The 21,661-nt window shown below is 47.7% G+C and carries 18 protein-coding genes; 4 read left to right on the top strand and 14 right to left on the bottom strand.

Annotation, left to right across the window (positions count from 1 at the left end):
• Positions 1-140 precede the first annotated feature (140 nt).
• Positions 141-2,306, top strand: a complete 2,166-nt coding sequence (locus tag MHM93_RS10735) for a S46 family peptidase (RefSeq protein WP_239449140.1) — start codon at positions 141-143, stop codon at positions 2,304-2,306.
• 258 nt (positions 2,307-2,564) lie between these two features.
• Positions 2,565-4,145, top strand: a complete 1,581-nt coding sequence (locus MHM93_RS10730) for a BCCT family transporter (protein WP_239449139.1) — start codon at positions 2,565-2,567, stop codon at positions 4,143-4,145.
• Between the two features lie 57 nt (positions 4,146-4,202).
• Here MHM93_RS10730 and MHM93_RS10725 read toward each other — a convergent pair whose 3' ends face one another.
• The 7 genes from MHM93_RS10725 to MHM93_RS10695 form a co-directional block, all read right to left on the bottom strand.
• Positions 4,203-4,910 (bottom strand): 3'-5' exonuclease, encoded by a 708-nt coding sequence (locus MHM93_RS10725; protein WP_239449138.1) that lies wholly within the window; start codon positions 4,908-4,910, stop codon positions 4,203-4,205.
• Positions 4,910-6,805: a DUF294 nucleotidyltransferase-like domain-containing protein gene (locus MHM93_RS10720; RefSeq protein ID WP_239449137.1), complete on the bottom strand. Its 1,896-nt coding sequence runs from the start codon at positions 6,803-6,805 to the stop codon at positions 4,910-4,912. The genes MHM93_RS10725 and MHM93_RS10720 overlap by 1 nt, the downstream gene beginning before the upstream one ends.
• Before the next feature lie 88 nt (positions 6,806-6,893).
• Entirely contained in the window at positions 6,894-9,980 is a 3,087-nt protein-coding gene (locus MHM93_RS10715; protein WP_239449136.1) for an efflux RND transporter permease subunit, read from the bottom strand.
• 3 nt (positions 9,981-9,983) lie between these two features.
• The gene (locus MHM93_RS10710; RefSeq protein WP_239449135.1) at positions 9,984-11,000 is read right to left on the bottom strand and encodes an efflux RND transporter periplasmic adaptor subunit; all 1,017 of its coding nucleotides are present in this window, start codon (positions 10,998-11,000) and stop codon (positions 9,984-9,986) included.
• A gap of 303 nt (positions 11,001-11,303) precedes the next feature.
• Entirely contained in the window at positions 11,304-12,374 is a 1,071-nt protein-coding gene (locus tag MHM93_RS10705) for an endonuclease/exonuclease/phosphatase family protein (protein ID WP_239449134.1), read from the bottom strand.
• A 126-nt stretch (positions 12,375-12,500) separates the two neighbouring features.
• Complete coding sequence (locus tag MHM93_RS10700) at positions 12,501-12,731, bottom strand: DUF6500 family protein (RefSeq protein ID WP_239449161.1); 231 nt, start codon at positions 12,729-12,731, stop codon at positions 12,501-12,503.
• Positions 12,732-12,789: 58 nt separating this feature from the next.
• A complete protein-coding gene (locus tag MHM93_RS10695) occupies positions 12,790-13,776 on the bottom strand; it encodes a rhodanese-related sulfurtransferase (RefSeq protein ID WP_239449133.1) in 987 nt (328 codons plus the stop codon).
• 165 nt (positions 13,777-13,941) lie between these two features.
• Between MHM93_RS10695 and MHM93_RS10690 the strand changes: the two genes are divergently transcribed.
• Both MHM93_RS10690 and MHM93_RS10685 read left to right on the top strand, forming a co-directional pair.
• Positions 13,942-15,291: a DEAD/DEAH box helicase gene (locus tag MHM93_RS10690; RefSeq protein ID WP_239449132.1), complete on the top strand. Its 1,350-nt coding sequence runs from the start codon at positions 13,942-13,944 to the stop codon at positions 15,289-15,291.
• A complete protein-coding gene (locus tag MHM93_RS10685) occupies positions 15,291-16,130 on the top strand; it encodes a S1-like domain-containing RNA-binding protein (RefSeq protein WP_239449131.1) in 840 nt (279 codons plus the stop codon). The genes MHM93_RS10690 and MHM93_RS10685 overlap by 1 nt, the downstream gene beginning before the upstream one ends.
• Positions 16,131-16,148: 18 nt before the next feature.
• Here MHM93_RS10685 and MHM93_RS10680 read toward each other — a convergent pair whose 3' ends face one another.
• The 7 genes from MHM93_RS10680 to cmk all read right to left on the bottom strand — a co-directional run bounded on the left by MHM93_RS10680 (position 16,149) and on the right by cmk (position 21,538).
• A complete protein-coding gene (locus tag MHM93_RS10680) occupies positions 16,149-16,532 on the bottom strand; it encodes a hypothetical protein (protein WP_022943841.1) in 384 nt (127 codons plus the stop codon).
• A 1-nt stretch (position 16,533) separates the two neighbouring features.
• Complete coding sequence (gene pyrF / locus MHM93_RS10675) at positions 16,534-17,241, bottom strand: orotidine-5'-phosphate decarboxylase (protein WP_045978734.1); 708 nt, start codon at positions 17,239-17,241, stop codon at positions 16,534-16,536.
• Positions 17,242-17,252: 11 nt separating this feature from the next.
• Positions 17,253-18,389 (bottom strand): lipopolysaccharide assembly protein LapB, encoded by a 1,137-nt coding sequence (gene lapB / locus MHM93_RS10670; RefSeq protein ID WP_239449130.1) that lies wholly within the window; start codon positions 18,387-18,389, stop codon positions 17,253-17,255.
• Positions 18,390-18,391: 2 nt separating this feature from the next.
• Positions 18,392-18,688 carry a LapA family protein gene (locus MHM93_RS10665; protein ID WP_239449129.1) on the bottom strand — a complete coding sequence of 99 codons (297 nt, stop codon included), beginning with the start codon at positions 18,686-18,688 and terminating at the stop codon, positions 18,392-18,394.
• Positions 18,689-18,709: 21 nt separating this feature from the next.
• On the bottom strand, positions 18,710-18,997 hold the full coding sequence (ihfB, locus tag MHM93_RS10660; protein WP_022943837.1) for an integration host factor subunit beta: 288 nt from the start codon (positions 18,995-18,997) through the stop codon (positions 18,710-18,712).
• A 61-nt stretch (positions 18,998-19,058) separates the two neighbouring features.
• Positions 19,059-20,726, bottom strand: coding sequence for a 30S ribosomal protein S1 (gene rpsA, locus MHM93_RS10655; RefSeq protein WP_022943836.1), 1,668 nt, complete (start codon positions 20,724-20,726; stop codon positions 19,059-19,061).
• A 95-nt stretch (positions 20,727-20,821) separates the two neighbouring features.
• Entirely contained in the window at positions 20,822-21,538 is a 717-nt protein-coding gene (gene cmk / locus MHM93_RS10650) for a (d)CMP kinase (RefSeq protein ID WP_239449128.1), read from the bottom strand.
• Positions 21,539-21,661 lie beyond the last annotated feature (123 nt).

Raw genomic sequence — 21,661 nt, 5'->3', positions numbered from 1 at the left:
AGCCTCAGTAATTTTCCATTCCCTTGTTTGTAATCGATTATTTACACATCAGATATGAACTTAGCAGCAAAAAGTTGCACCGAGGTGGCAGCTAAGAGACACTTTTGTGGCACTAAAATAACAACTAGGAACTCTTGATTATGCGTTTTCGCTCTCTTAGCGCCCTCGCCCTCGCTGTTGCTGCCTCACCGGCACTGGCAGACGAAGGTATGTGGCAACCTCACCAGCTTCCGGAATTGGAATCTGTATTAAAGCAAAAAGGGTTAGAAATAGACCCTAAGAACATCTCTAAGCTCACCGAATTCCCGATGAATGCGGTCATCAGCTTAGGGGGTTGTACAGCCTCATTTGTGTCGCCTAAAGGTTTAGTCGTCACCAACCATCACTGCGCGTACGGCTCCATTCAATATAATTCCAGTGCCGATAATAATATTCTGGAAAACGGCTTTTTAGCGAAAAAGCCTGAACAGGAATTACCTGCCGCCCCAGGCTCTCGAGTGTATGTAACCGAGCAAGTTACTAATGTCACTGACAAGGTGAACGCCCAGTTAAACGATGATATGGATGGTAATACTCGCTACAAAGCCATCGAAAAAGCAGAAAAATCGCTGGTGGCTGAATGTGAAAAAGACATCGGTTACCGCTGTAACGTCTATACCTTCCATGGTGGATTGGAATATTACCTGATTAAAGCACTGGAAATTAAAGATGTGCGTTTGGTTTATAACCCAGCCATGGGCATCGGTAAATATGGCGGTGATATTGATAACTGGATGTGGCCACGTCACACCGGCGACTATTCTTTTTACCGTGCCTACGTCAGTAAAGATGGTCAACCTGCTGAGTACAGTGAAGATAATGTGCCGTTCACTCCAGATTCTTACCTGAAAGTCAGTGCCAAAGGCGTTAAAGAGGGTGATTTTGTGATGGTTACCGGCTACCCGGGGCGCACCAATCGTTACCGCACAGCCTCCGAAGTGGCACACCAATTTACCCATGTGTACCCTACTGCTAAAGCCTATCGTGAACAAAGCATTGATATCATAAAGGCGCAGGCTCCGGAAGGCTCACAAGCACGTATAGCCTACGAGAGTACTTTGGCTGGACTGGCTAATTATGCGAAAAACTATGGTGGCATGATTGACTCCTATCAAAACACTGATATGCAAACACGCAAAGATGCTTTGGCGCAAAAACTTGCGACTTGGATCAAGGCGGACAGCGCGCGTCAATCGCGCTACGGCGATACCCTTACCCAGCTCAATGAGCTGGTAAAGCAATCGCAGGCAACCAGTGAGCTGGACTTGATTTTAGGCTACATGGGCCGCAGTGCTATGCTCTCTAGTGCGCAGCGTTTATACCGCCTAGCCAATGAGAAGCAATTGCCTGATGCTGAGCGTGAGCCTGGCTACCAACAGCGCGATCAAGCTCGTTTTGAAGCGCGCATGACCAGCCTATCTCGTCGTTACGACGACACTGTGGATAGCGCCATCCTCGCCCACTTTATCGACCTTTATGCACAACTGCCGCAAGCGCAGCGTATTGCATCTTTAGATAAAGCCTTAGGAATTGATAAGGGTTATGATAGCGAGGCCATGCGCCAGCGCATCGACTCCTGGTATGCCAAGACCGGGCTTAACGAACAGCAAGCTCGTATCGATTGGATGAACAAATCAGTATCAGAGTTCAAACAAAGCGACGATCCGTTTTTGGCAATCGCTGTAGCCACTTATGATGATATGCGCAGCCGAGAAAAGGCGAAAAAGGCGCTCAGCGGTGAACTGGCTAAAGTACGTCCGCAATATATGGCGGCCATTATTGCCTTTTACCAAGAGCAAGGGTTACCCGTCTATGCCGATGCCAATAGCACCTTACGCGTGACTTATGGCACAGTGAAAGGCTACTCACCTAAAGACGCGCTGACCTATACGCCGTTTACAACCTTAGAGGGCATCGCACAAAAGTACACTGGCGAGGCGCCTTTTGACGCACCGAAGAAGCAAATGCAGCTAATTGCCGACAAACAATATGGTGAATACCAAATGTCGTCGCTTGGCTCAGTGCCGGTCAACTTTTTAAGCACCGTTGATACCACAGGTGGTAACTCAGGCTCACCGACATTAAATGGTAAAGCTGAATTAGTCGGCCTGCTGTTTGACGGCGTAAGTGAGAGTATTATCGGTGATTGGGACTATGATCCTAACCTCAACCGCTCCATTCATGTAGACACTCGCTATATGCTGTGGGTCATGGAGCATGTGGATAATGCCGATAACCTACTTGCTGAAATGGATATCGTTCGATAATTTGCAGTGAAATTATTTTTACTCATAAGCGCCTTCGGGCGCTTTTTTGATCGCCCCTTGAAACACTCCCGTAATGTATAAGATTCAAGCTGTTAGACAATTGGTGATTTACATTTACATTTTTGCTTCTAAACTAGTGTAAGTGATATGGGGCCTATTTTAGTTAGTCTACAAACCACCTTTTTTGTGCGCTGGCACGCAGGGTAACTCACATAGGTCTAAGCTCTAAGGGCATTATGACAATAACTAGAGGTATGCATGAGTGAACATCATGATAAGTATAGTATAGAAAATACCGACTACACCGTCGGCCAGGACAACGTGCAAAAATGGGGATTTGATGTCCATAACCCTGTTTTTGGCGTCAGTGCTGGCCTCATTTTGGTGTTTTTAATCGCCGTTTTAGTGACCGACCCGGCCACCGCCAAAGGGGCGCTAGATGGTATCAAGTTAGATATTATCAACAATTTTGACGCCTTATTTATGTGGGCTGCAAACATTTTTGTCATCTTCTGTTTGGCTTTAATCGTCTCTCCTTACGGAAATATCCGCTTAGGTGGTGAAAGCGCCAGACCAACTCACTCACGTATTTCATGGTTAGCGATGTTATTTGCAGCCGGCATGGGGATTGGTTTGATGTTTTGGGGCGTTGCAGAGCCGGTTGCGTATTTCACAGGCTGGTATGAAACTCCCCTTGGTGTTGAAGCAAACACACCCGAAGCAGCTAAGGTCGCTATGGGGGCAACCATGTTCCATTGGGGTTTACACCCTTGGGCTATCTATGCAGTTGTCGCGTTATCTTTAGCTTTTTTCGCTTACAACAAAGGCTTACCCCTCTCTATTCGCTCTATTTTCTACCCGTTACTGGGCGATCGCGCTTGGGGCTGGCCTGGTCACATCATTGATATTTTAGCTGTTCTTGCGACTTTATTCGGTCTTGCTACCTCTCTAGGTTTAGGCGCTCAACAAGCCTCAGCAGGGATTAACCATGTGTTTGGCAGCGACGGCGATATTGGCATGCAAGTGGCCGTTATCGCGGGCGTGACCTTTTTGGCTATCGCCTCTGTGGTACGCGGTATTGATGGCGGTGTAAAACTGCTCAGTAACGTCAATATGGCCATCGCCTTTGCATTACTGGTGTTCGTTGGTTTGGTGGGTTTTGCCGCAGCAATGGGCAATGTGCCTAATACCATTATGGGGTATGTTGAAAACATTATTCCACTTAGTAATCCGCACGGTCGTGAAGACGAAGCTTGGATGCATGGTTGGACTGTGTTCTATTGGGCATGGTGGATTTCTTGGTCACCGTTTGTTGGTATGTTCATCGCACGTGTATCCGAAGGCCGTACAATTCGTGAGTTCTTAACAGCGGTACTGCTGATCCCCACGCTCGTCACCGTATTGTGGATGTCTATCTACGGTGGTATTGCTATTGAACAAGTTATTGATGGGGTTGGTACCTTAGGTGAAAAAGGCTTGACTGAAGTTCCCCTGGCGATGTTCCAGATGTTTGAACAACTGCCTATGGCAAGTGTCCTTTCTTTTATCGCCATTGTTTTAGTATTGGTATTTTTCATCACCTCATCTGACTCTGGCTCATTGGTTATCGACTCGATTACCGCCGGCGGTAAAGTAGATGCGCCTGTTCCTCAGCGTATATTTTGGGCAACCGTGGAGGGTGCCATTGCCGCTGCACTGCTATGGATTGGTGGTACAGAGGCCATAGAGGCGCTGCAAGCTGGAGCAGTATCGACTGGTTTGCCCTTTACCATTGTGCTACTGCTAATGTGTGTAAGCTTAATTTTAGGCCTGCGCACCGAGCCCCGCCCTGGTAAGTAGTTAACCTTAACCTAAGTAAAACGCCGCAATATTGCGGCGTTTTTTATATCTAGGGTGTCACTTCCATAACTGCGACAGCGGTGTGTCAGGACGATAATGATAACGCAACTGCGCTTGCAGTAATTCGGCGGTCGCAAGAGCATCTGTCAATGCATTATGACCCTGATAGGCCGGCAGGTTATAGCGCAGCCGAGTGTCCCCCAAACGCAAAGAGCCAATCTTATCTTTAAATAGCCGACCTAATAAGCCACGACGTGCTAGTAGCGCTTGGTGCTCAACATCCATGGTATCAATTAACGCAAACTCGATCCCCTCACCTATGCGCCGCTCTAATGCATTAAAGAAAAACGGCCGCTCAATCGCATGGTAATGAACCACGGCTACATGCCCGGCGAGAGCATCAAGTACAGGCTCTAATACGGCGGTTAAATCCGGAGCATTGGCAATTTCAGAATGAGTTATACCATGAATAACAATGGACGATTCTGCTAGTTGCTGGCTTGGCTTAACCAACCAATGCCCCGACCGTTGGCAATAAATGCGATGCCAACTAAACGGCACCACACCAATACTGACAATATCATCGTTGCGAGCATCTAAACCTGTGGTTTCAAAATCTAAAGCCGCAAAGGGCACATGTTCTAAAGGGGTATCTCCAGCGGGGATACCAGCTTGATAAAACTGCCTCAGTTGCGGCGACTGGCATTGCTTCGCTAGTGCTTGATAGCGTGATGGCCAATCAAGCAAAGACGCTTTGTTAGCCATTACTTCAACCCTGCGCCGTTTTGATAGCGGAATTTTAAGAAGCTTTGTGCTTTTTCTAAAATCGCAAAAGCCTCTTTGAGGTTTCGTTGCTCGAAAGGCGACAGCAAATGCGGGTCTAGGTGGTTATCCGGTGCTTCGCCTTGCTCTATTTGCCACGCTTGGTGACGAATACGGGTCATGGCAATGTATTCAAGTGCATCGCGCAGATCCTGTGCCTTGCCCTCAGGCAATAGCTTGGCTTCGATAATATCTTCTAGGCGTTCAAAGGAGTTTTGCTTACGCGAGCTGACCGCTAAGGCATGGACCCGCACCACGTCAGTCAACGGCGCTGTACCACGGCGTTTAAGGTTAATCGAGCGCTTGTGCTCGCCATCATGTTCGAGTACGAACCCTTTAAAGAACCCCAGTGGGGGGGTTCTATTTCGCGCATTGGAGGCGATGTTAGCAATGAAGCGACGGTTTGCTTTGGCTTCTTTAGCAATAAAGGATTTGAGTGCGTCGGCCCATTTAGTTTTGCCCCACACGCCATCGAGGTCGAAAAAGATAGAGCAATGCAATAGCGCCTGAGGTTTTGGCTCAGCTATCCACGAGGCAAATGTGTCTCGCCACTGCGAGCGTGTAAGGCGCCATTTTTTAAACGATGCCATAATTTCACCCTCGCAATAGCTGTACCCGCACGCAGCGAGCCCATCACAGACGGAGTCCGCCAGCGCTTGAAAGTACTCGTCATGTTGCGCTTCATCAAAGCTGTCATCAAGAATAATGGCATTGTCTTGGTCCGTCACTATCAATTGCTCATCTCGAGCCATTGAACCTAACGCGATAAAACAATAAGGGATAGGAGGAGGTCCTAGCTTTTCTTCTGCTAATGCTAACAGCCGCTGTTTAAACGTACGACCAATCACCGCCATCGCAGTGCCTATCATATGTGAATTGGCATCTTCATTAACCATACGCACAAATACAGAGGGTAATTGCCGAGCGTAATGAGTGAGGTCTTCAACGCTTTGCTGCGCGAGGATACCGCGCACTAACAATAGGCTACTTTGCGACTCATAGCGCAAAATATCAGAAAGTGAAATGACACCGATTGGCCGACGTTTATGCAATACCGGCAAATGGTGCAAGTTATCACGCAGCATCGCTAACACGGCTTCAAAGACATAGTCATTGGCATCTAACAGCGTAAGGTTAGTCGACATAACTTGCTCAGCAGCGATGTCTAAAGACTGCCCCTGCGCCACAACCTTAGTGCGTATATCGCGATCTGTAATAATACCCACGACTTGCCCATCATCTTCTTCTGGGTCATCGCTAAGAGGCTTGTTGGCATCAGTGACCAACACACTGGATACGCTCTCTTGGGTCATCAAAGCCGCAACCTCCTGGACACTGGCAGTGGTGCTTACAGTAACCACATCACGATGTAATAACACCTTGAGTTTGGCGGTAGTCAAATCATTACTATCAGCTTGCTCAACAACGGCTTGGTGCAAACGAACATTGCCATCTGCTTCAAAATAATCCGCAAATGGCTCAAATTTATCGCAATAGTCACTGAATAGCTCAACACTAATGCAATACACCAGGGTGTCTTCCATTGCTTTGACGGGAAAGCGCACTTTGCGGTTCATCAGTAAGCCCATTTGGCCAAAGATCCCCCCTTCGTCCATACGGTTGTACAAGTCCCCATTGCGCCGATACGACTCCACTGAGCCACTGCGGATCACGTATAAATCGGAAATGTCATCGCCATAATTGAGAATGTCAGAGCCGGCGCGGAAATACGCTACCTCGACCTGTTGAGCAAGGTTATTAAGGGCATCTTCGGGGAGATCGTCAAAGGGTGGATGGGCACTCAAAAATTGTGCAATTTCGATTTGCTCAGCTTGCATAGTGCTGCCTTTAAAGGTGCTAATATACTGAGCTTAATACAAAATTGCTGAAAAAAAAATGTCCGCACCGGGTGCGGACATTTATTTATTAATGCGCTTGTTCTAATTCCTGCGCCAGTTGTTTGCTTTCATCACCTCGGGGCGAGGTGAAACGCGCCAGTCCTAAGTAAATCACCGGAGTGAGGAATAAGGTAAACAGCACCGCTAACGCCAAACCGCCGAAGACCACCCAACCGATGGCATTGCGCGCTTCCGCCCCTGCACCGGTGGATAAAATCAGCGGTAAGGCCCCCAATAAGGTGGACACTAAGGTCATCGCAATGGGACGTAAACGCACTAGCGCAGCACGCTCAACCGCCTCTCGCACAGGGTGTCCTCGGTCACGCAGTTGGTCGGCAAATTCCACCAACAAGATTGCGTTTTTAGCAATCAAGCCAATCAGCATCACTAAACCAATCTGCGAATAGATATTCAGCGATGTACCGGTTAGATACAGTGCTAAAATCGCCGACGTGATACCGAAAGGCACTGTGATCATCACCACCACAGCACTGTTAACACTTTCGAATTGCGCTGCCAGTACCAGTAACACTATGACAAAGGCCAATACATAGGTCATCAGTACTTCATTGGCCGTTTCTTCAAAGGTCAATGCTTCGCCTTTGAATGCCAAAGTGATGCCACTGGGCAAGTGCTGCTGAGATAAATCCCGCAATTGCTCAACGAGCTGCGCCATTGGCATTTCCGGTGGCAACTCCATATCCATTTCTATGGCGCGGCGCTGCGCATGGCGCTCCAGCTCTGCAGCCACCCCTTCTTCGCTGATATTAGCAACGGAGCTCAACGGCACCAATTGACCATTGCTGGCGCCAACATACAGGTTTGCTAAATCGCTAGGAGAATTGATAGTACGATTTTGTGCTTGCAGCATAATCGGGATAGATTGGTCACCGACATTTAAATCCGCCACGTCGTCGCCATTGATGGCTGCGCGTAAGGTGATGGCAATGTCACTTAGATCAACACCCAGCTCTTGTGCACGACGGCGATCGATATTAACTCGCAGCTGCGGCTGCGACGGCTGATAAGAAATGCGTACTGGCGCCACTTGTGGGATAGCCTTTTCTATTTCAGCGGCGAATTGTTGGGCAGCAATAAAAATTTGCTCATAATCTTGGCCCAATAATGCCAGCTCAACCCCACCCCCTTGACCGCGCAAATTCAAACTATTAGAACCAAATGCGCGCGCAGGTGCGCCGGGTATATCGCCTAATGGCCCGCGAATTTTGTTAATAATTTCCTGTTGGCTAAAATGACGCTCATCCCAATGCTTTAATGGCACAGTGATAAAAGCAATATTCGGATCCCACTGCCCAACCACGGTATAGATAGATTCTATTTCGCCACTTTCGACGTAGGGCAACAGAATGTCTTCCATTTGCTTGGCTTGGCGGTCCATAAAATTGAGACCGACGCCATCTGGTCCACGAGCAAAAATACGGATTTTACCTCTGTCTTCACTCGGTAAAAGCTCATTTTCTAATTGCGAATAAAGTGCCCCCGACGCCACTGCCACCAAAGCACAGGCAATTAACGTAAGCCAAGCATGGTTAAGTACTTTGTGAATACACCACTTGTAAACATTAGCCAGCGCCAGCCCTACTTTACCAAACACATGTTTGCCGCCGCTTTTTAGTTTTAGTTTCGATGTCAAAGCAGGCACTAAGGACAACGCCACAAAGCTGGATATAATCACTGCCCCAGCTAATACACCACCAAATTCACGAAATAATTTTCCTGCCGTAGAGGGCAAAAATGCGATAGGTACGAAAACAGCGGCTAACACGGCGGTTGTTGCCACCACCGCAAAGAACACCTCGCGCGTTCCCACTACAGCAGCCGCACGACGCCCAAGGCCCAAGCTTCGTTGGCGCTGAATATTTTCACTGACAACAATGGCATCATCGACTATCAACCCGGTCGCTAATACCAAGGCCAGCAAGGTTAAAATATTAATAGAAAAGCCCAGTGCCCAAATTAGCGCTAACGACCCCACCAGCGCCACAGGAATGGCGAAGGCCGGAACTAAGGTGGCACGCCATGAGCCAATAAACACCCATAAGGTAATGACCACCAAAATGACGGTGAGCACTAAGGAATTTAACACCTCATCCACTGAGCTGCGGATAAACTGAGCATCATCCGAGGTCAGCGTGAATGTCATCTCAGGGAAACGCTCACGCATTTGAGTTAATAGCGATAGCACTTCATCAGAAATTTCGATGGTATTAGACTGGGCTTGGCGGATCACTTCCATGCCTATTACAGGCTGGCCATCTAAGCGCACCATGGAGCGTGGGTCGGCCGGGCCAAAATAGACCGCTGCGATATCGGCAATGCGGGTATCATCGCCGACGATAATATCGCCCACTTGCTCGGCCGTGACTGAAGTGGCATCGGCGCGCACAATTAATTGCTGATCATTCGATTTTAAACTCCCCGCCGGCACATCAAAGGGCGCTTGGCGCAGGGCATCAGCAACATCGGGGACAGTCAGGTTAAAGCTGCTCAGTTTAAGCGGGTCGATACGCACTCGCAGCACCCGCTCTCGGTCGCCATTGAGGCGCACATCAGCGACACCGGGAATGGTCAGAAATTGCGGTGCTAAGTCAGTCTCAACTCGCTCCGTTAGTGCTTCCAGTGACAACGCCTCACTGCTGACCGTCAATGACACCACCGCCTCGGCGTCATTATCGGCTTTGATTATTGAGACACGCTCGACCTCTTCTGGGAGTTCGCGTTGAACCCGTGCCACCGATTCTCGCGTTTCGTTGGCGGCATCATCAAGGTTCACACCTGGGCGAAACTCGACCACGATACGAGAACTGCCTTCCTCACTTTGCGCGCGAATCGACTTTACGCCGCTTACGCGGGCTACTGCGCCCTCAAGCTTGCTCGTCACTTCCGTATCGACCGTTTCCGGAGAGCCACCAGGAAAAGACGCTGACACAGTAATACGGGGGCGGTCGACATCGGGTAGCTCACGCACTTCAACGCCTGCAATAGCGGCAATGCCGGCAATGATAATGAGTAGGTTGAGTACAACAATGAGGACCGGCCGGCGAATCGCCATCGACGGCAAGTCTTGGATATGGGCAGATGTTTGCTCGCTCATCACTTACTCCTTGCGTGCCAATGCGGGTTGCTCAAAGCGCACACTTTGCTGAGGTCGCAAGCTTTGTACCCCTTCTACTATGAGGTAATCACCGGCACTTAAATCACCGCTTACGAGCAACCGCCCGGATAACCGTTGTGCTATTTTTACATCAACGCGAGTGGCTTTGTTATCGACGCTTTTCCACACATAAGGGCCCGTTGCCCCCCATAAAAGAGCGGCTTCTGGGACAACCGAATAAGCCTGCCCTTGCATGTTTAGATTGACACGAAAACCCATGCCCGGGATAAACTGTTCATTGTCGTTGGCTATTTTTGCTTTGACACGAATGGTGCGGTTTTGCGCATCGATTCGTGAGTCCATATAAGCGATATCGGCACTGAGTTGTTTTTGCGTGTGCCATGGTACCACGGTGACACTGGCACCATCGCGCAGCATAGGCACAGCTGCTTCTGGGGCTTTAAAGTTGATATACAACGCACTGATATCATCAATACTCGCAATCGCGGTTTGCTCGGTGATGCGATCGCCGACTTCCACGTCGGTCAGCCCCATTACTCCACTGAAAGGAGCGCGCACTTGACGGTCTTGCAACTCTGCTTTTGCCACTTGCAGCGCCACTTTGGCTAAGTCTCGCTGCGTCAGCGCATCGTCACGTTCGCTTTTAGGGATAGCACCTTTAGCGAAGCTGTCTTCTAAGCGTTTTAATGTTCGCTCTGCATCAGCTAATTGTATTTGCGCTTCTTGAAGCGCCGCGCTTTGCAAGCGTGAATCAAGCTCCAATAGCAAGTCGCCAGCCTGCACTTCATCCCCAGGCTGAAAATACACACCGGTGACGCGGTCCCCCACTGCTGGGTAAAGCACGACCGAGCGAATCGCCTCCGTACTGCCGACCGCCTGAACTTGCTGCTGTGCTCGCTCTTGGCTTACGGCATTGACGACCACACGCTTGCCCTCAGCGGCCAGCGCATTGCTAGATACTATGAAACTACAAATTAATGCACAAAATACCTGCTTCAAGGAACTCCACCTTCATTATTGTTGTTGGCCACAACCATTGGCCGCTTTAAATTAATACTCTGTGTACGTAGTGTAACAGCTCTGTGATCAGCCTTGACGCTAAGCTCGGTCAGTGACCACTGTAATGCGACTAATCGCTTCCCCTTTTTGGGAAATACAATACATAGCGTTATTTAATCACACATAGCTGCGGACTCATGCTGACTTTGCATATCTTTACTTTGTGGATAATCAAGGGGTGGTTGTTAGGCTCGACACCAGGTGGATGCGGAAATAAACGCTACTTTGAGCCAACAACTTAGCTCAAAGCACGTCCTCTTTTGTCACTGGCTTTTGCGCCGCTATCTCCTGCGCTTGTTGCTTATCTTGTGCATCTGCGTCTATTCCCTGCTGCTGGTGGCCCTGCTGCGGGGAGAAAGTAAGTGAAGCGTACAATGGGAAGTGATCTGAGCCAATATTAGGCAGTGGCCGAATCTCATTTAAGGTGAAATGGCGAGAGTGAAATAAGTGATCCAACGGCCAGCGCACCAAGGGGTAATCAGCATGAAAGGTATTAAATAACCCTCGACCTATACGTGGGTCTAACAGGCCACTGACTTTTCTAAATAACCGTGTAGTACGCGACCAAGCGACATCGTTTAGATCGCCGGTTATAAGCGTCGGTATCGATTGCTCAGCCACACGTCGAGCCACCACCAATAATTCAGCATCACGGGGAGTAGAATGGCTATTTTCAGTGGGGCTCGGTGGCGCTGGATGAAGGAAATGCACCCGCACTTTGTTCCCTGAGCGCAGTACCAAGTCGCCATGAATAGATGGCACATCATCCTCGACTAAATAACGTATTTCACTGTTTTCTATGGCGAAGCGCGAATAAACATGCATACCATAGAGGTTATCCAGCGGACATTTTATACTGTGAGGTCTTTGCGTTAACAACACATCAAGTTGGTCCTGCCACCATTGGTCAGACTCCAAAGTGATCACCACGTCGGGGTTATGTTCATGAATAAGCGCAAGCAGAGCTTTGCTATTGCGGTTGGTCATGAGCACGTTAGAAACTAAAATACTTAGGCTGTTGTCACTATCTTGGCTCTGACAACTATGCACTTCTTTACGCCACACTGGCGTATACGGTAACACCCACCATAATTGCCATAGCAAGCAACCGAGCGTCGCAGTGACCATGAGCCAGGATGCAATGCCTGCAAAAGAAAGAAAGTATGCTTGCAGTATTAGTAAAAGAGTCGCGATAGCCGCAAACTGTAAACGCGGGAAATCAAAACCCCGAACACTCCAATGACCGATAGGTAATAGGGGTAAACAGGTCGCTAAAACGAGAAACAAAGTGACTGCCCCAAGCGCCTCAAACATGGCCTTTCCTTCTAATTGTTTTAATTCGGCTTTGCGCCCTGCACAGCTTTTTATAAAAGCACATAAGCTTATGAAAAAAAAGTGTGTTGTATATAGTTGATGGTGATAGGTAGGTCGTTGTAGTCGTCACAACGATAAAGACTGCTCATTGATTAATAGGCTCTTTACTTTATGTGCTTTTTCAAAATGATCGAGCCGATGGGTGTGAATCCACCAAGTAGCCGCCTCCATCAGCAGCTCTGGGTCATCATTTTTATTTTTGAAAAAAGTATAGAAAGATAACCCTACCTGCTCTCCTTTGCGCGCTATTTGTTGCTCGCATTTAGCTATCATTGTGCTGCGTAGTGTCGCTCTCATCATCCTTGCTCTTTAAAACAAAAAAGGAAGTGTTAAACACTTCCTTTTCGGTGGCTAATTATTTGCTCGCGGCGCGTTGCTGTTCTTTGAGCTTTTGCTTTTGCTCTTTGCGCTTTTGTAACATTTCTTGGGCCTCATGGCCAATATGACCCTCACCACGCTGCTTCGCCAAATCGATTTGCTTTTGGCGCTCTGCAAAACGTTGGCGCTGCTCCTCGCTCAAACTGTCATGACAGTGATGACAAGACACACCCTGCATGTACTGCGGCTTTTGCTTATCGCCTTCAGTAATAGGCATACGACAAGCATGACATTGGTCGTATTGACCCTTGTTTAGGTCATGATCCACAGCAACACGGTTGTCGAATACAAAGCACTCACCTTCCCACATGGTCTCTTCCTTAGGCACTTCTTCTAAGTACTTAAGAATACCGCCCTCAAGGTGGTAGACCTCTTCAAAACCCTGCTCTTTCATATAAGCTGTGGATTTTTCGCAGCGAATACCGCCAGTACAGAACATGGCTACTTTTTTGTGCTTTTTCGGGTCAAGGTTTTGCTCGGCCCAATTTGGAAATTCGCGGAACGTTTTTGTTTGCGGATCAACGGCATTTTTAAAGGTACCAATTTCTATCTCGTAATCGTTACGGGTATCCACCAACACCACTTCAGGGTCGCTTATCAACGCGTTCCAATCCTTGGGTTTCACATAGGTGCCCACCACTTCTCGTGGGTCAATACCTTCAACACCCATGGTGACTATTTCTTTTTTCAGCTTCACTTTGGTGCGGTAGAAAGGACATTCATCGTCAAAAGACTCTTTGGTAACGATATTAGCGAGGTTAGGTTGCTTATCAAGCCACCCTAGTAAAGCATCAATCCCTTCGCGTTTACCCGCGACCGTACCGTTGATACCCTCTTCGGCAAGCAGTAACGTACCACGTACGTCATTAGCAAGCATGACATCTAAAAGAGGTTGGCGAAGTTGTTCGAAATCAGGCAGCGCAACAAACTTATACAGCGCGCACACGACGTATTGATCAGACATAGTAACTGTTACCTTCAGTGCTTTTAAAACGAAACCGAATCGTAAATCCGGCGCAATGGTCGGCGTATTTTACTGATTGTGGTGAAAAACGCAAAATTCACTGCCAGTGAACTGTCTCATTACGTTATAATAGCGGTGGATAAACTGTAATTTTGGAGAGTTAATTTGCAATTTAGTGATTTGGGTATCGATTCTCGACTGTGTGGGCAACTAACGCATCAAGGTATTACCACGCCCACCGATATCCAAGCGCAGGCCATACCCTTGGCACTCGCTGGCCATGACTTATTTGCGCAATCAAAAACCGGGTCAGGTAAGACGCTTGCCTTCTTATTGCCTGCTGTACAACGGGTTATGAAGCAACGGGCCCTATTAAAGCGCGACCCCCGTGTAGTAATTGTCACCCCGACTCGCGAGTTAGCGTCGCAAGTATACTCACAGCTACGTTTACTGATAGCCGGAACGGCGCTGTCGGGAACAAAAGTGATTGGCGGTGAGAACTTTAACGACCAAGTTAAGGCGCTGCGCAAGAATCCACATTTTGTGATTGGCACGCCAGGGCGAATTGCCGACCACCTTGATGGCCGCTCATTACAATTAGGCGGCCTGGAATTGCTCATTTTTGATGAGGCCGACCGCATCCTTGACCTCGGTTTTACCGAGCAAGTTGAGCGTATTAATGCGGCCGCAGATCATCGTCTTCGCCAAAGCCTTTTGTTTTCAGCTACTTTGGAGCACGCTCAGGTCGGTGCGCTCTCGCGTAACCTATTACGCAACCCTAAGGGCGTGACCATTAGTGCCGCCACTGATGAGCATAGCGATATCTCGCAGCATCTGTATTTAGCGGATCACCTCGACCATAAAGAGGCGTTGCTCGATCACTTTATTGCCCAAGAGAATGTTGGTCAGTGTATTATTTTTACCGCTACACGAGATGATACCGAGCGCTTGTGTAACAAGCTCACGGCGCAAGGTTTTAAGGCCGTCGCTCTCGCGGGCACGCTGGCGCAGAGTAAACGGCTGGATATTATGGATGCCTTTAGCCGTGGACTATATCAAGTGTTGGTTACCACCGACGTGGCGTCACGGGGCCTCGATTTGCTTAACGTCACCCACGTAATCAATTTTGACTTGCCAAAACATGCGGAAGAATACATTCACCGTATTGGTCGTACTGGTCGCGCGGGCTTTAAAGGTCATGCCATTTCATTAGTGGGGCCGAAAGATTGGCAAAGCTACCTGGCGATAAACCAATTTATGCGCCGTCCTTTGCCGTTCAGTGAAGTAGAGGGGCTAGTCGGCAAGTTTAAAGGCTTTACTCGTCCAAAGCCGCCAGCGAATGCAAAGAAAAAGCCCCAGGATAAAACTAAGCCAGTGACATCTAAAAAACCTCTTGCTAAGCGCAAGAAAAGTAAACCCATGCAAGTAAAAGTGGCGCAACCCGCACCGTTTGACCCGAACAGCATGGGCGTAAAACGCAAGCCTAAAAAAAATAACGACACAGAGAGCGAATAATGAGTGAATTAGGTCAATGGCAAACGCTGTTTGTTGAGGAAGTCGCAGGCGAAGGCGCGTATTTGCGACGCACCGAACTCGGTGAAGTATTTTTACCTGCCTCTGAGCTGCCCGATGATTTACAACAAGGTGATAGCTTAGGCGTATTTGTCTATTTAGATAGTATGGGCCACGCCACCGCAACTCGAAAAAAACCATTAGCGCAAGTAGGCGATTTTGCTTTTTTACAAGTTAAACAAGTCAACAAAACCGGCGCCTTTTTAGATTGGGGTCTGGATAAAGACCTGTTGGTTCCCTTTAACGAACAAAAACCTCGAATGCGAGAGGGGAATAGTTATTTAGTAAAGCTCTACTTGGACAATGCCTCTAAGCGTATTTGTGCATCCAGTAACCTCAATAAATTCGTCGGCCATGCAAAGCCTCGTTACCAGTTCAACGATGCCGTTGATATTATGGTGGCTGCTAAAACCGACTTAGGCTACAAAGTGATTGTCGATGATAGCCATTGGGGACTTATTTTTCATAATCGCGTACATCGCCCGCTGTACGTTGGTCAACAGCTTAACGCGTTCGTCTTACAGTGCCGCGAAGATGACAAACTTGATATTGTCTTAGAAAAGCAAGGGATAGCAAAGCTAGACCCGCTTAAGGAGCAAATACTGCAAGCGTTAAAAGACGGTGGTGGCGTGTTGCCGCTTGGAGATAAATCTGCGCCGGAGGCCATAAAACGCCAGTTTGGCACCTCAAAAGCGAACTTTAAAAAGGCTATTGGCGGTCTGTTTAAAGATCAACTTATTGATATCGAGGCCACACGAATCACATTAAAAACGCGACCTTAAGTCGCGTTTTTACGTAGATTAGTAGGATTGATAACGAAGGTCATCATAAGGCAATGCGCAGCGTACATAACGCTTAGAATAATCAAGCAACTCTGAGCGGTTACTAATACTCAACGGAGCAAGCCGAAAGATACGCCCTTCACACTCTACACGCTTAATATCATGGCCTTCCATACAATTACCCACTGAACGCCCAGACTCCAACAGCATTGCTTCATTATTGGCGCAAATCGCATAGACACGTTTTGCCAGCGCCTCTTTCAGAGCAAATAGATCCACATCTTGGTATTCTACCTGTTCAATCAACAGCGCCAGTGCGCGCGCATTACTTTCTGCGGTGCTCTGGCGATGATAATAGTAACCTGCGGCCACAATGAGGGCTATCAGCAGAATGTATTTCACCTTAGTCTCCTAGACTCTCATTAATCTCAGTTAATACCGCAACTGGATCAGCAGCTTGCGTAATTGGACGACCAATAACCAGATAGTCGCTGCCGCTCGCAACGGCTCGCTCTGGTGTCATTATACGTTTTTGGTCCCCGGCATCGCTTCCTGCTGGGCGGATCCCTGGTGTCACCAGTGTAAACTCTGACCCCAACTGTGATTTTAATAACTGCGCTTCTTGCGCTGAACAAACTACACCATCAAGACCAGCCTGCTGTGCAAGCTTGGCTAGATACAATACTTGTTCTTGTGGGGATTTATCAATACCTAATTGTTTTAATTGTATTTCATCCATACTGGTAAGGACGGTCACCGCAATCAGTAACGGCGCTTTGTCACCGAAAGGAGTCAATGCTGCTTTCGCCTTTTCCATCATTGCCACACCGCCACTGGCATGCACATTAACCATCCATACCCCTAATTTTGCAGCCGCAGTCACCGCTTTAGCAACAGTGTTAGGAATATCATGGAATTTCAAATCGAGAAATACATCGAAGCCCAAATCCACCAATTGTTTGACAAAATCGGGACCAAACAACGTAAACATTTCTTTGCCTACTTTTAAGCGGCAAGTGCTAGGTGATAATTGCTTTACAAAAGCTAAGGCTTTACCTTGGTCGTCGTAATCTAAGGCGATCAATACTTTTTTAGAATCAACAGAGCTCATTTTTTTCCTGTTTAAAAACCATCAAGCCCACGGCTTGGCTGTATAGACTCCCAGTGTCGACATGAAGGACATAACCAGTAATGGCTATGGCTTTCAAAACCACAATGCTGACATTGATAGTCTGCCTTGGTGTCTATATATGATTGGATCAGTTTATCTATGGGGTTTAATGCCTCATCGAGTTGGGCATTTTGACCAGCCAATAATTGTAACAGAAAACGAAAGCCACGGATATTCGGCTGTTTCTTCAAGCTTTTGGTGAGAAACTCCATAGCCGCTTGGTTTTCGCCTCGTGTTAATAAATGCTGGCAATAATGAATTTTAAGAAGGACACCGCCTTGCTCTACCAGCTCACTCAACAATTGCTCGAACTGTTGCTGTAAATTCAAATGATGATAGGCGTTGGCTAGCTTATCAATCACTAACGGTGAGCAGCGGGTAAATTGAGTGACTAAGTCACGCCAATAGTGAATTGCTTGCACATAGTCTTCCCGTTGATAAGCCTGTAAGCCCAGTTCATATAAGGGGCGAATACTCGGCTCGCCTACTCCTAAGGCTTGTGACATCAACTCTGTTTGCTGACTGTTAAGGGCTGCCTCACAGTAAAAATTAGCAATCGCAATACGTTGTTGGCTGTGAATGAATAAATGGACATGACGTTGGTATAACTCAACGCCTTTTTGCCACTCTCGCGTTTGTGAGTATAAGGTGATCAGCGGTTCAATGGCCTGCTGACGCTTCCCCTTAACGAGGATAAGTAGATGCTCTTCTGCGCTATCAAGCAATCCAGCCAAGATATAGTCCTGTGCTAACTCTAAGCGACTTTCAGTGAGCTGATCTTGATTTAAGTTAGGGTGCTCAAGTAATAACTCATGAATCTTGATGGCGCGGTCAAGCTCGCCGCGCTTGCGAAATAATGCCGCTAAGGTCAAGTAGTGCTCGACCGAGTCCGCAGAGACCTCGAGTAACTGAATGAGGTGTTCAAGGCCTTGATCCTCTTCCCTATCAAGCAGGTACTTAAGGCCTTTACTGTATTCGGCGGTTATTTTGCGATTATGTTGATGGGCTTGGTTTTTGGCACTGTTTTTACCCATTATCCAGCCGTAGCCCGCAGCTACAGGCAAGAGTAAAAACAACAGTTCAAGCATGGCTAACCGTCATTTTCAGTGGCAGGCTCAGGGCCTATGTCATTGTTGGAATCACGGGCTAGCTTGGTATTGCGTCGCTGCAAGCGGTAGTTTTGCCACTTTAACTTGGAAAGCACACGGAAACTTACAAAGCAACCGACTAATAGGCCAATCACAAAACACACGCTGATAAGGGCAGCAAGTGGTAGTTGAGCGCTAGCAATAAGATAATTTACTTGAACAGACTGTGGATTTTGCGAACCCAATACGAAGGCAATAAAAACACACAGTACAAAAAGAACGATTTTTACAACCTTCACTCGGTAACGACTCCGTTGTTATTATTGTATGCTCTCGTTAACGCGATCGCGCAATTCTTTGCCTGGTTTAAAATGAGGGACATATTTACCGTCTAGTTCAACGGTTTCGCCGGTTTTTGGATTTCGGCCTGTACGTGGTGCACGGTAATGAAGGGAAAAGCTACCAAAGCCGCGAATTTCGATGCGCTCGGCGCTAGAGAGCGAGCCGGCCATCTGTTCTAGAATTTCTTTTACGGCATTTTCAACATCACGTGCTTGGATGTGTGAGTGTTGTTCTGCAAGCTGTTCTATTAACTCTGACTTGGTCATAATGTTTCCTCAAGTGCTTACAAAAGGAAGGGCTTGCGCCCTTCCTAGACTCGACTAAAGCTTAGTCTTTTTGTGCATTTTTAAATGCAGCAGCCATAGCGTTTTCGAACTGAGGCTCATCTGCCTTCAGTTTCTCAAGCGCTTCTTTCTCTTCAGCTTCGTAAATCGCTTTTACAGAAAGGCTGATAGCGCGGTTCTTACGATCTACGCCAACAAACTTCGCTTCGATTTCGTCGCCTTCAGAAGCAACTGCAGTTGCATCTTCTACACGCTCTTGAGCGATGTCTGCTACACGGATGTAACCTTCAACGCCTTCAGCAAGCTCAACTGTTGCACCTTTAGCATCAACAGCTGTCACTTTACCTTTAACAATAGCACCTTTTTTGTTTGCGTCTAGGTAGTTATTGAAAGGATCCGCTTCGATTTGCTTAACGCCTAGAGAGATACGCTCACGCTCTGGGTCAACTTGAAGAACGATAGCTGTGATCTCGTCACCTTTCTTGTATTCACGTACAGCTTCTTCGCCAGGCGTGTTCCAAGAAATATCAGATAGGTGTACAAGACCGTCGATGCCGCCTTCAAGACCGATGAAGATACCGAAGTCAGTGATTGACTTGATCTTACCAGTAACTTGGTCGCCTTTGTTGTTAAGACGCGCAAATTCCTGCCAAGGGTTCGCTTTACACTGCTTAAGACCTAGAGAAATACGACGACGCTCTTCGTCGATCTCTAGTACCATTACTTCAACAGTATCACCTAGTGATACTACTTTAGATGGGTGGATGTTCTTGTTAGTCCAATCCATCTCAGAAACGTGTACTAGACCTTCTACGCCTTCTTCGATTTCAACGAAGCAACCGTAGTCAGTTAGGTTAGTTACACGACCAGTTAGCTTAGCGCCTTCTGGGTAACGGTTAGCAATTTCTTGCCATGGATCTTCGCCAAGCTGCTTAAGACCTAGAGAAACACGTGTTTTCTCTTTGTCGAACTTAAGTACTTTAACGTTGATTTCGTCGCCAACATTTACGATTTCTGAAGGGTGCTTAACACGCTTCCACGCCATGTCAGTGATGTGTAGTAGACCGTCTACACCACCTAGATCTACGAACGCACCGTAATCGGTAAGGTTCTTAACGATACCTTTAACTTCTTGACCTTCAACAAGGTTAGCAAGTAGCTCTTCACGTTCAGCTGAATTTTCAGACTCAATAACAGCACGACGTGAAACAACAACGTTGTTGCGCTTCTGGTCAAGCTTGATTACTTTGAACTCTAGCTCTTTACCTTCAAGGTGAGTGGTGTCACGTACTGGACGAACATCAACAAGTGAACCAGGTAGGAAGGCACGGATTGAATCTACTTCAACAGTGAAGCCGCCTTTAACCTTGCCATTGATAACACCAGTAACTGTTTCGTTTTCTTCACACGCTTTTTCAAGGCGAATCCACGCTTCGTGGCGCTTCGCTTTTTCACGAGAAAGAATAGTTTCACCGAAGCCGTCTTCGATAGCGTCTAGTGCTACATCTACTTCGTCACCAACGGCAACTTCTAGTTCACCAGCAGTATTTTTGAACTGCTCTGCAGGAATGGCACTTTCTGACTTTAGGCCAGCGTCTACAAGAACGATGTTGTTCTCGATAGAGATTACGGTACCTTTTACGATTGAGCCCTGTTGAGCTTCAAAATCCTGTAGGCTTTCTTCAAATAACTGCGCAAAATTTTCTGACATACTTAATACGTCTCTATAAGTTAAATTCTCCACATCGCGTCACTGCTCAGCGGGGTTATTAGTAAAACATCAGCATCCTGCCAATGTGAAATAAATTAGTCTTTTATACTCGTATGCGGGAGTTTGCCGGCTAAGACCGCATCTTCTAGGATCTTATTAACCTGAGCGAACACCTGTTCGGCATTGAGCTGCGTTGTATCAACAGTGATAGCATCATCCGCTGGCACAAGGGGTGCCACGCTGCGATTCATATCACGTTCGTCACGTGCTTTAATGTCCTCGAGTAGACCACCTAGTGTAACATCCAGGCCACGCTCCTTCAACTCTTTAAAACGGCGCTCGGCGCGCGCTTCGGCACTGGCAGTGAGGTAAATCTTCACCTCAGCATCGGGGAATACCACCGTCCCCATATCTCTGCCATCGGCGATTAAGCCATTTTCGCTGCGAAATGCGCGCTGACGGCGTAGCAATGCTTCGCGTACACGCGGCAGCGCGGCAACTTTAGACGCCGCAGCGCCGACTTCTTCGTTGCGAATGCCATGGGTGACTTCTTCACCCTCAAGGATAATCTTGCTCGAGTCGGTCTCGTTATCAAACTCGAATTGCACATCTAAATTCGCCGCCAGAGGAACAAGGGCCTCTTCGCTATCTAGGGCTATTTGGTGGTGTAACGCCGCGAGCGCTAACACCCGGTAAATTGCACCACTATCAAGCACATCCCAGCCTAATTTTTGTGCAAGTAAGCGACACACCGTACCCTTGCCTGAGCCACTTGGCCCATCAATGGTGATCACCGGCATTGATGCCTGCATTCAAACCTCCTGCATGCACAGCAAACATTAAAATCGGCGGTATTATACGCGAACTTTTCTGCAAATTCGCGTCATTACAGTAGTTTTTTAATATTGTTTTGTAACAGATCAAGTATCAGCCTG

It is taken from the genome of Pseudoalteromonas sp. MM17-2 (genome assembly GCF_022347945.1).
GTDB lineage: Bacteria > Pseudomonadota > Gammaproteobacteria > Enterobacterales > Alteromonadaceae > Pseudoalteromonas > Pseudoalteromonas ruthenica.
Note: the sequence above shows the minus strand (reverse complement) of the source record. Positions and strands in the feature narration are given on the sequence as shown.

Coding starts and splice junctions, on each gene's coding strand:
- ihfB (WP_022943837.1), bottom strand. CDS start 18,997: ATGACCAAGTCAGAGTTAATAGAACAGCTTGCAGAACAACACTCACAC.
- MHM93_RS10715 (WP_239449136.1), bottom strand. CDS start 9,980: ATGAGCGAGCAAACATCTGCCCATATCCAAGACTTGCCGTCGATGGCG.
- rpsA (WP_022943836.1), bottom strand. CDS start 20,726: ATGTCAGAAAATTTTGCGCAGTTATTTGAAGAAAGCCTACAGGATTTT.
- MHM93_RS10685 (WP_239449131.1), top strand. CDS start 15,291: ATGAGTGAATTAGGTCAATGGCAAACGCTGTTTGTTGAGGAAGTCGCA.
- pyrF (WP_045978734.1), bottom strand. CDS start 17,241: ATGAGCTCTGTTGATTCTAAAAAAGTATTGATCGCCTTAGATTACGAC.
- MHM93_RS10730 (WP_239449139.1), top strand. CDS start 2,565: ATGAGTGAACATCATGATAAGTATAGTATAGAAAATACCGACTACACC.
- cmk (WP_239449128.1), bottom strand. CDS start 21,538: ATGCAGGCATCAATGCCGGTGATCACCATTGATGGGCCAAGTGGCTCA.
- MHM93_RS10720 (WP_239449137.1), bottom strand. CDS start 6,805: ATGCAAGCTGAGCAAATCGAAATTGCACAATTTTTGAGTGCCCATCCA.
- MHM93_RS10700 (WP_239449161.1), bottom strand. CDS start 12,731: ATGAGAGCGACACTACGCAGCACAATGATAGCTAAATGCGAGCAACAA.
- MHM93_RS10695 (WP_239449133.1), bottom strand. CDS start 13,776: ATGTCTGATCAATACGTCGTGTGCGCGCTGTATAAGTTTGTTGCGCTG.
- lapB (WP_239449130.1), bottom strand. CDS start 18,389: ATGCTTGAACTGTTGTTTTTACTCTTGCCTGTAGCTGCGGGCTACGGC.
- MHM93_RS10735 (WP_239449140.1), top strand. CDS start 141: ATGCGTTTTCGCTCTCTTAGCGCCCTCGCCCTCGCTGTTGCTGCCTCA.
- MHM93_RS10705 (WP_239449134.1), bottom strand. CDS start 12,374: ATGTTTGAGGCGCTTGGGGCAGTCACTTTGTTTCTCGTTTTAGCGACC.
- MHM93_RS10725 (WP_239449138.1), bottom strand. CDS start 4,910: ATGGCTAACAAAGCGTCTTTGCTTGATTGGCCATCACGCTATCAAGCA.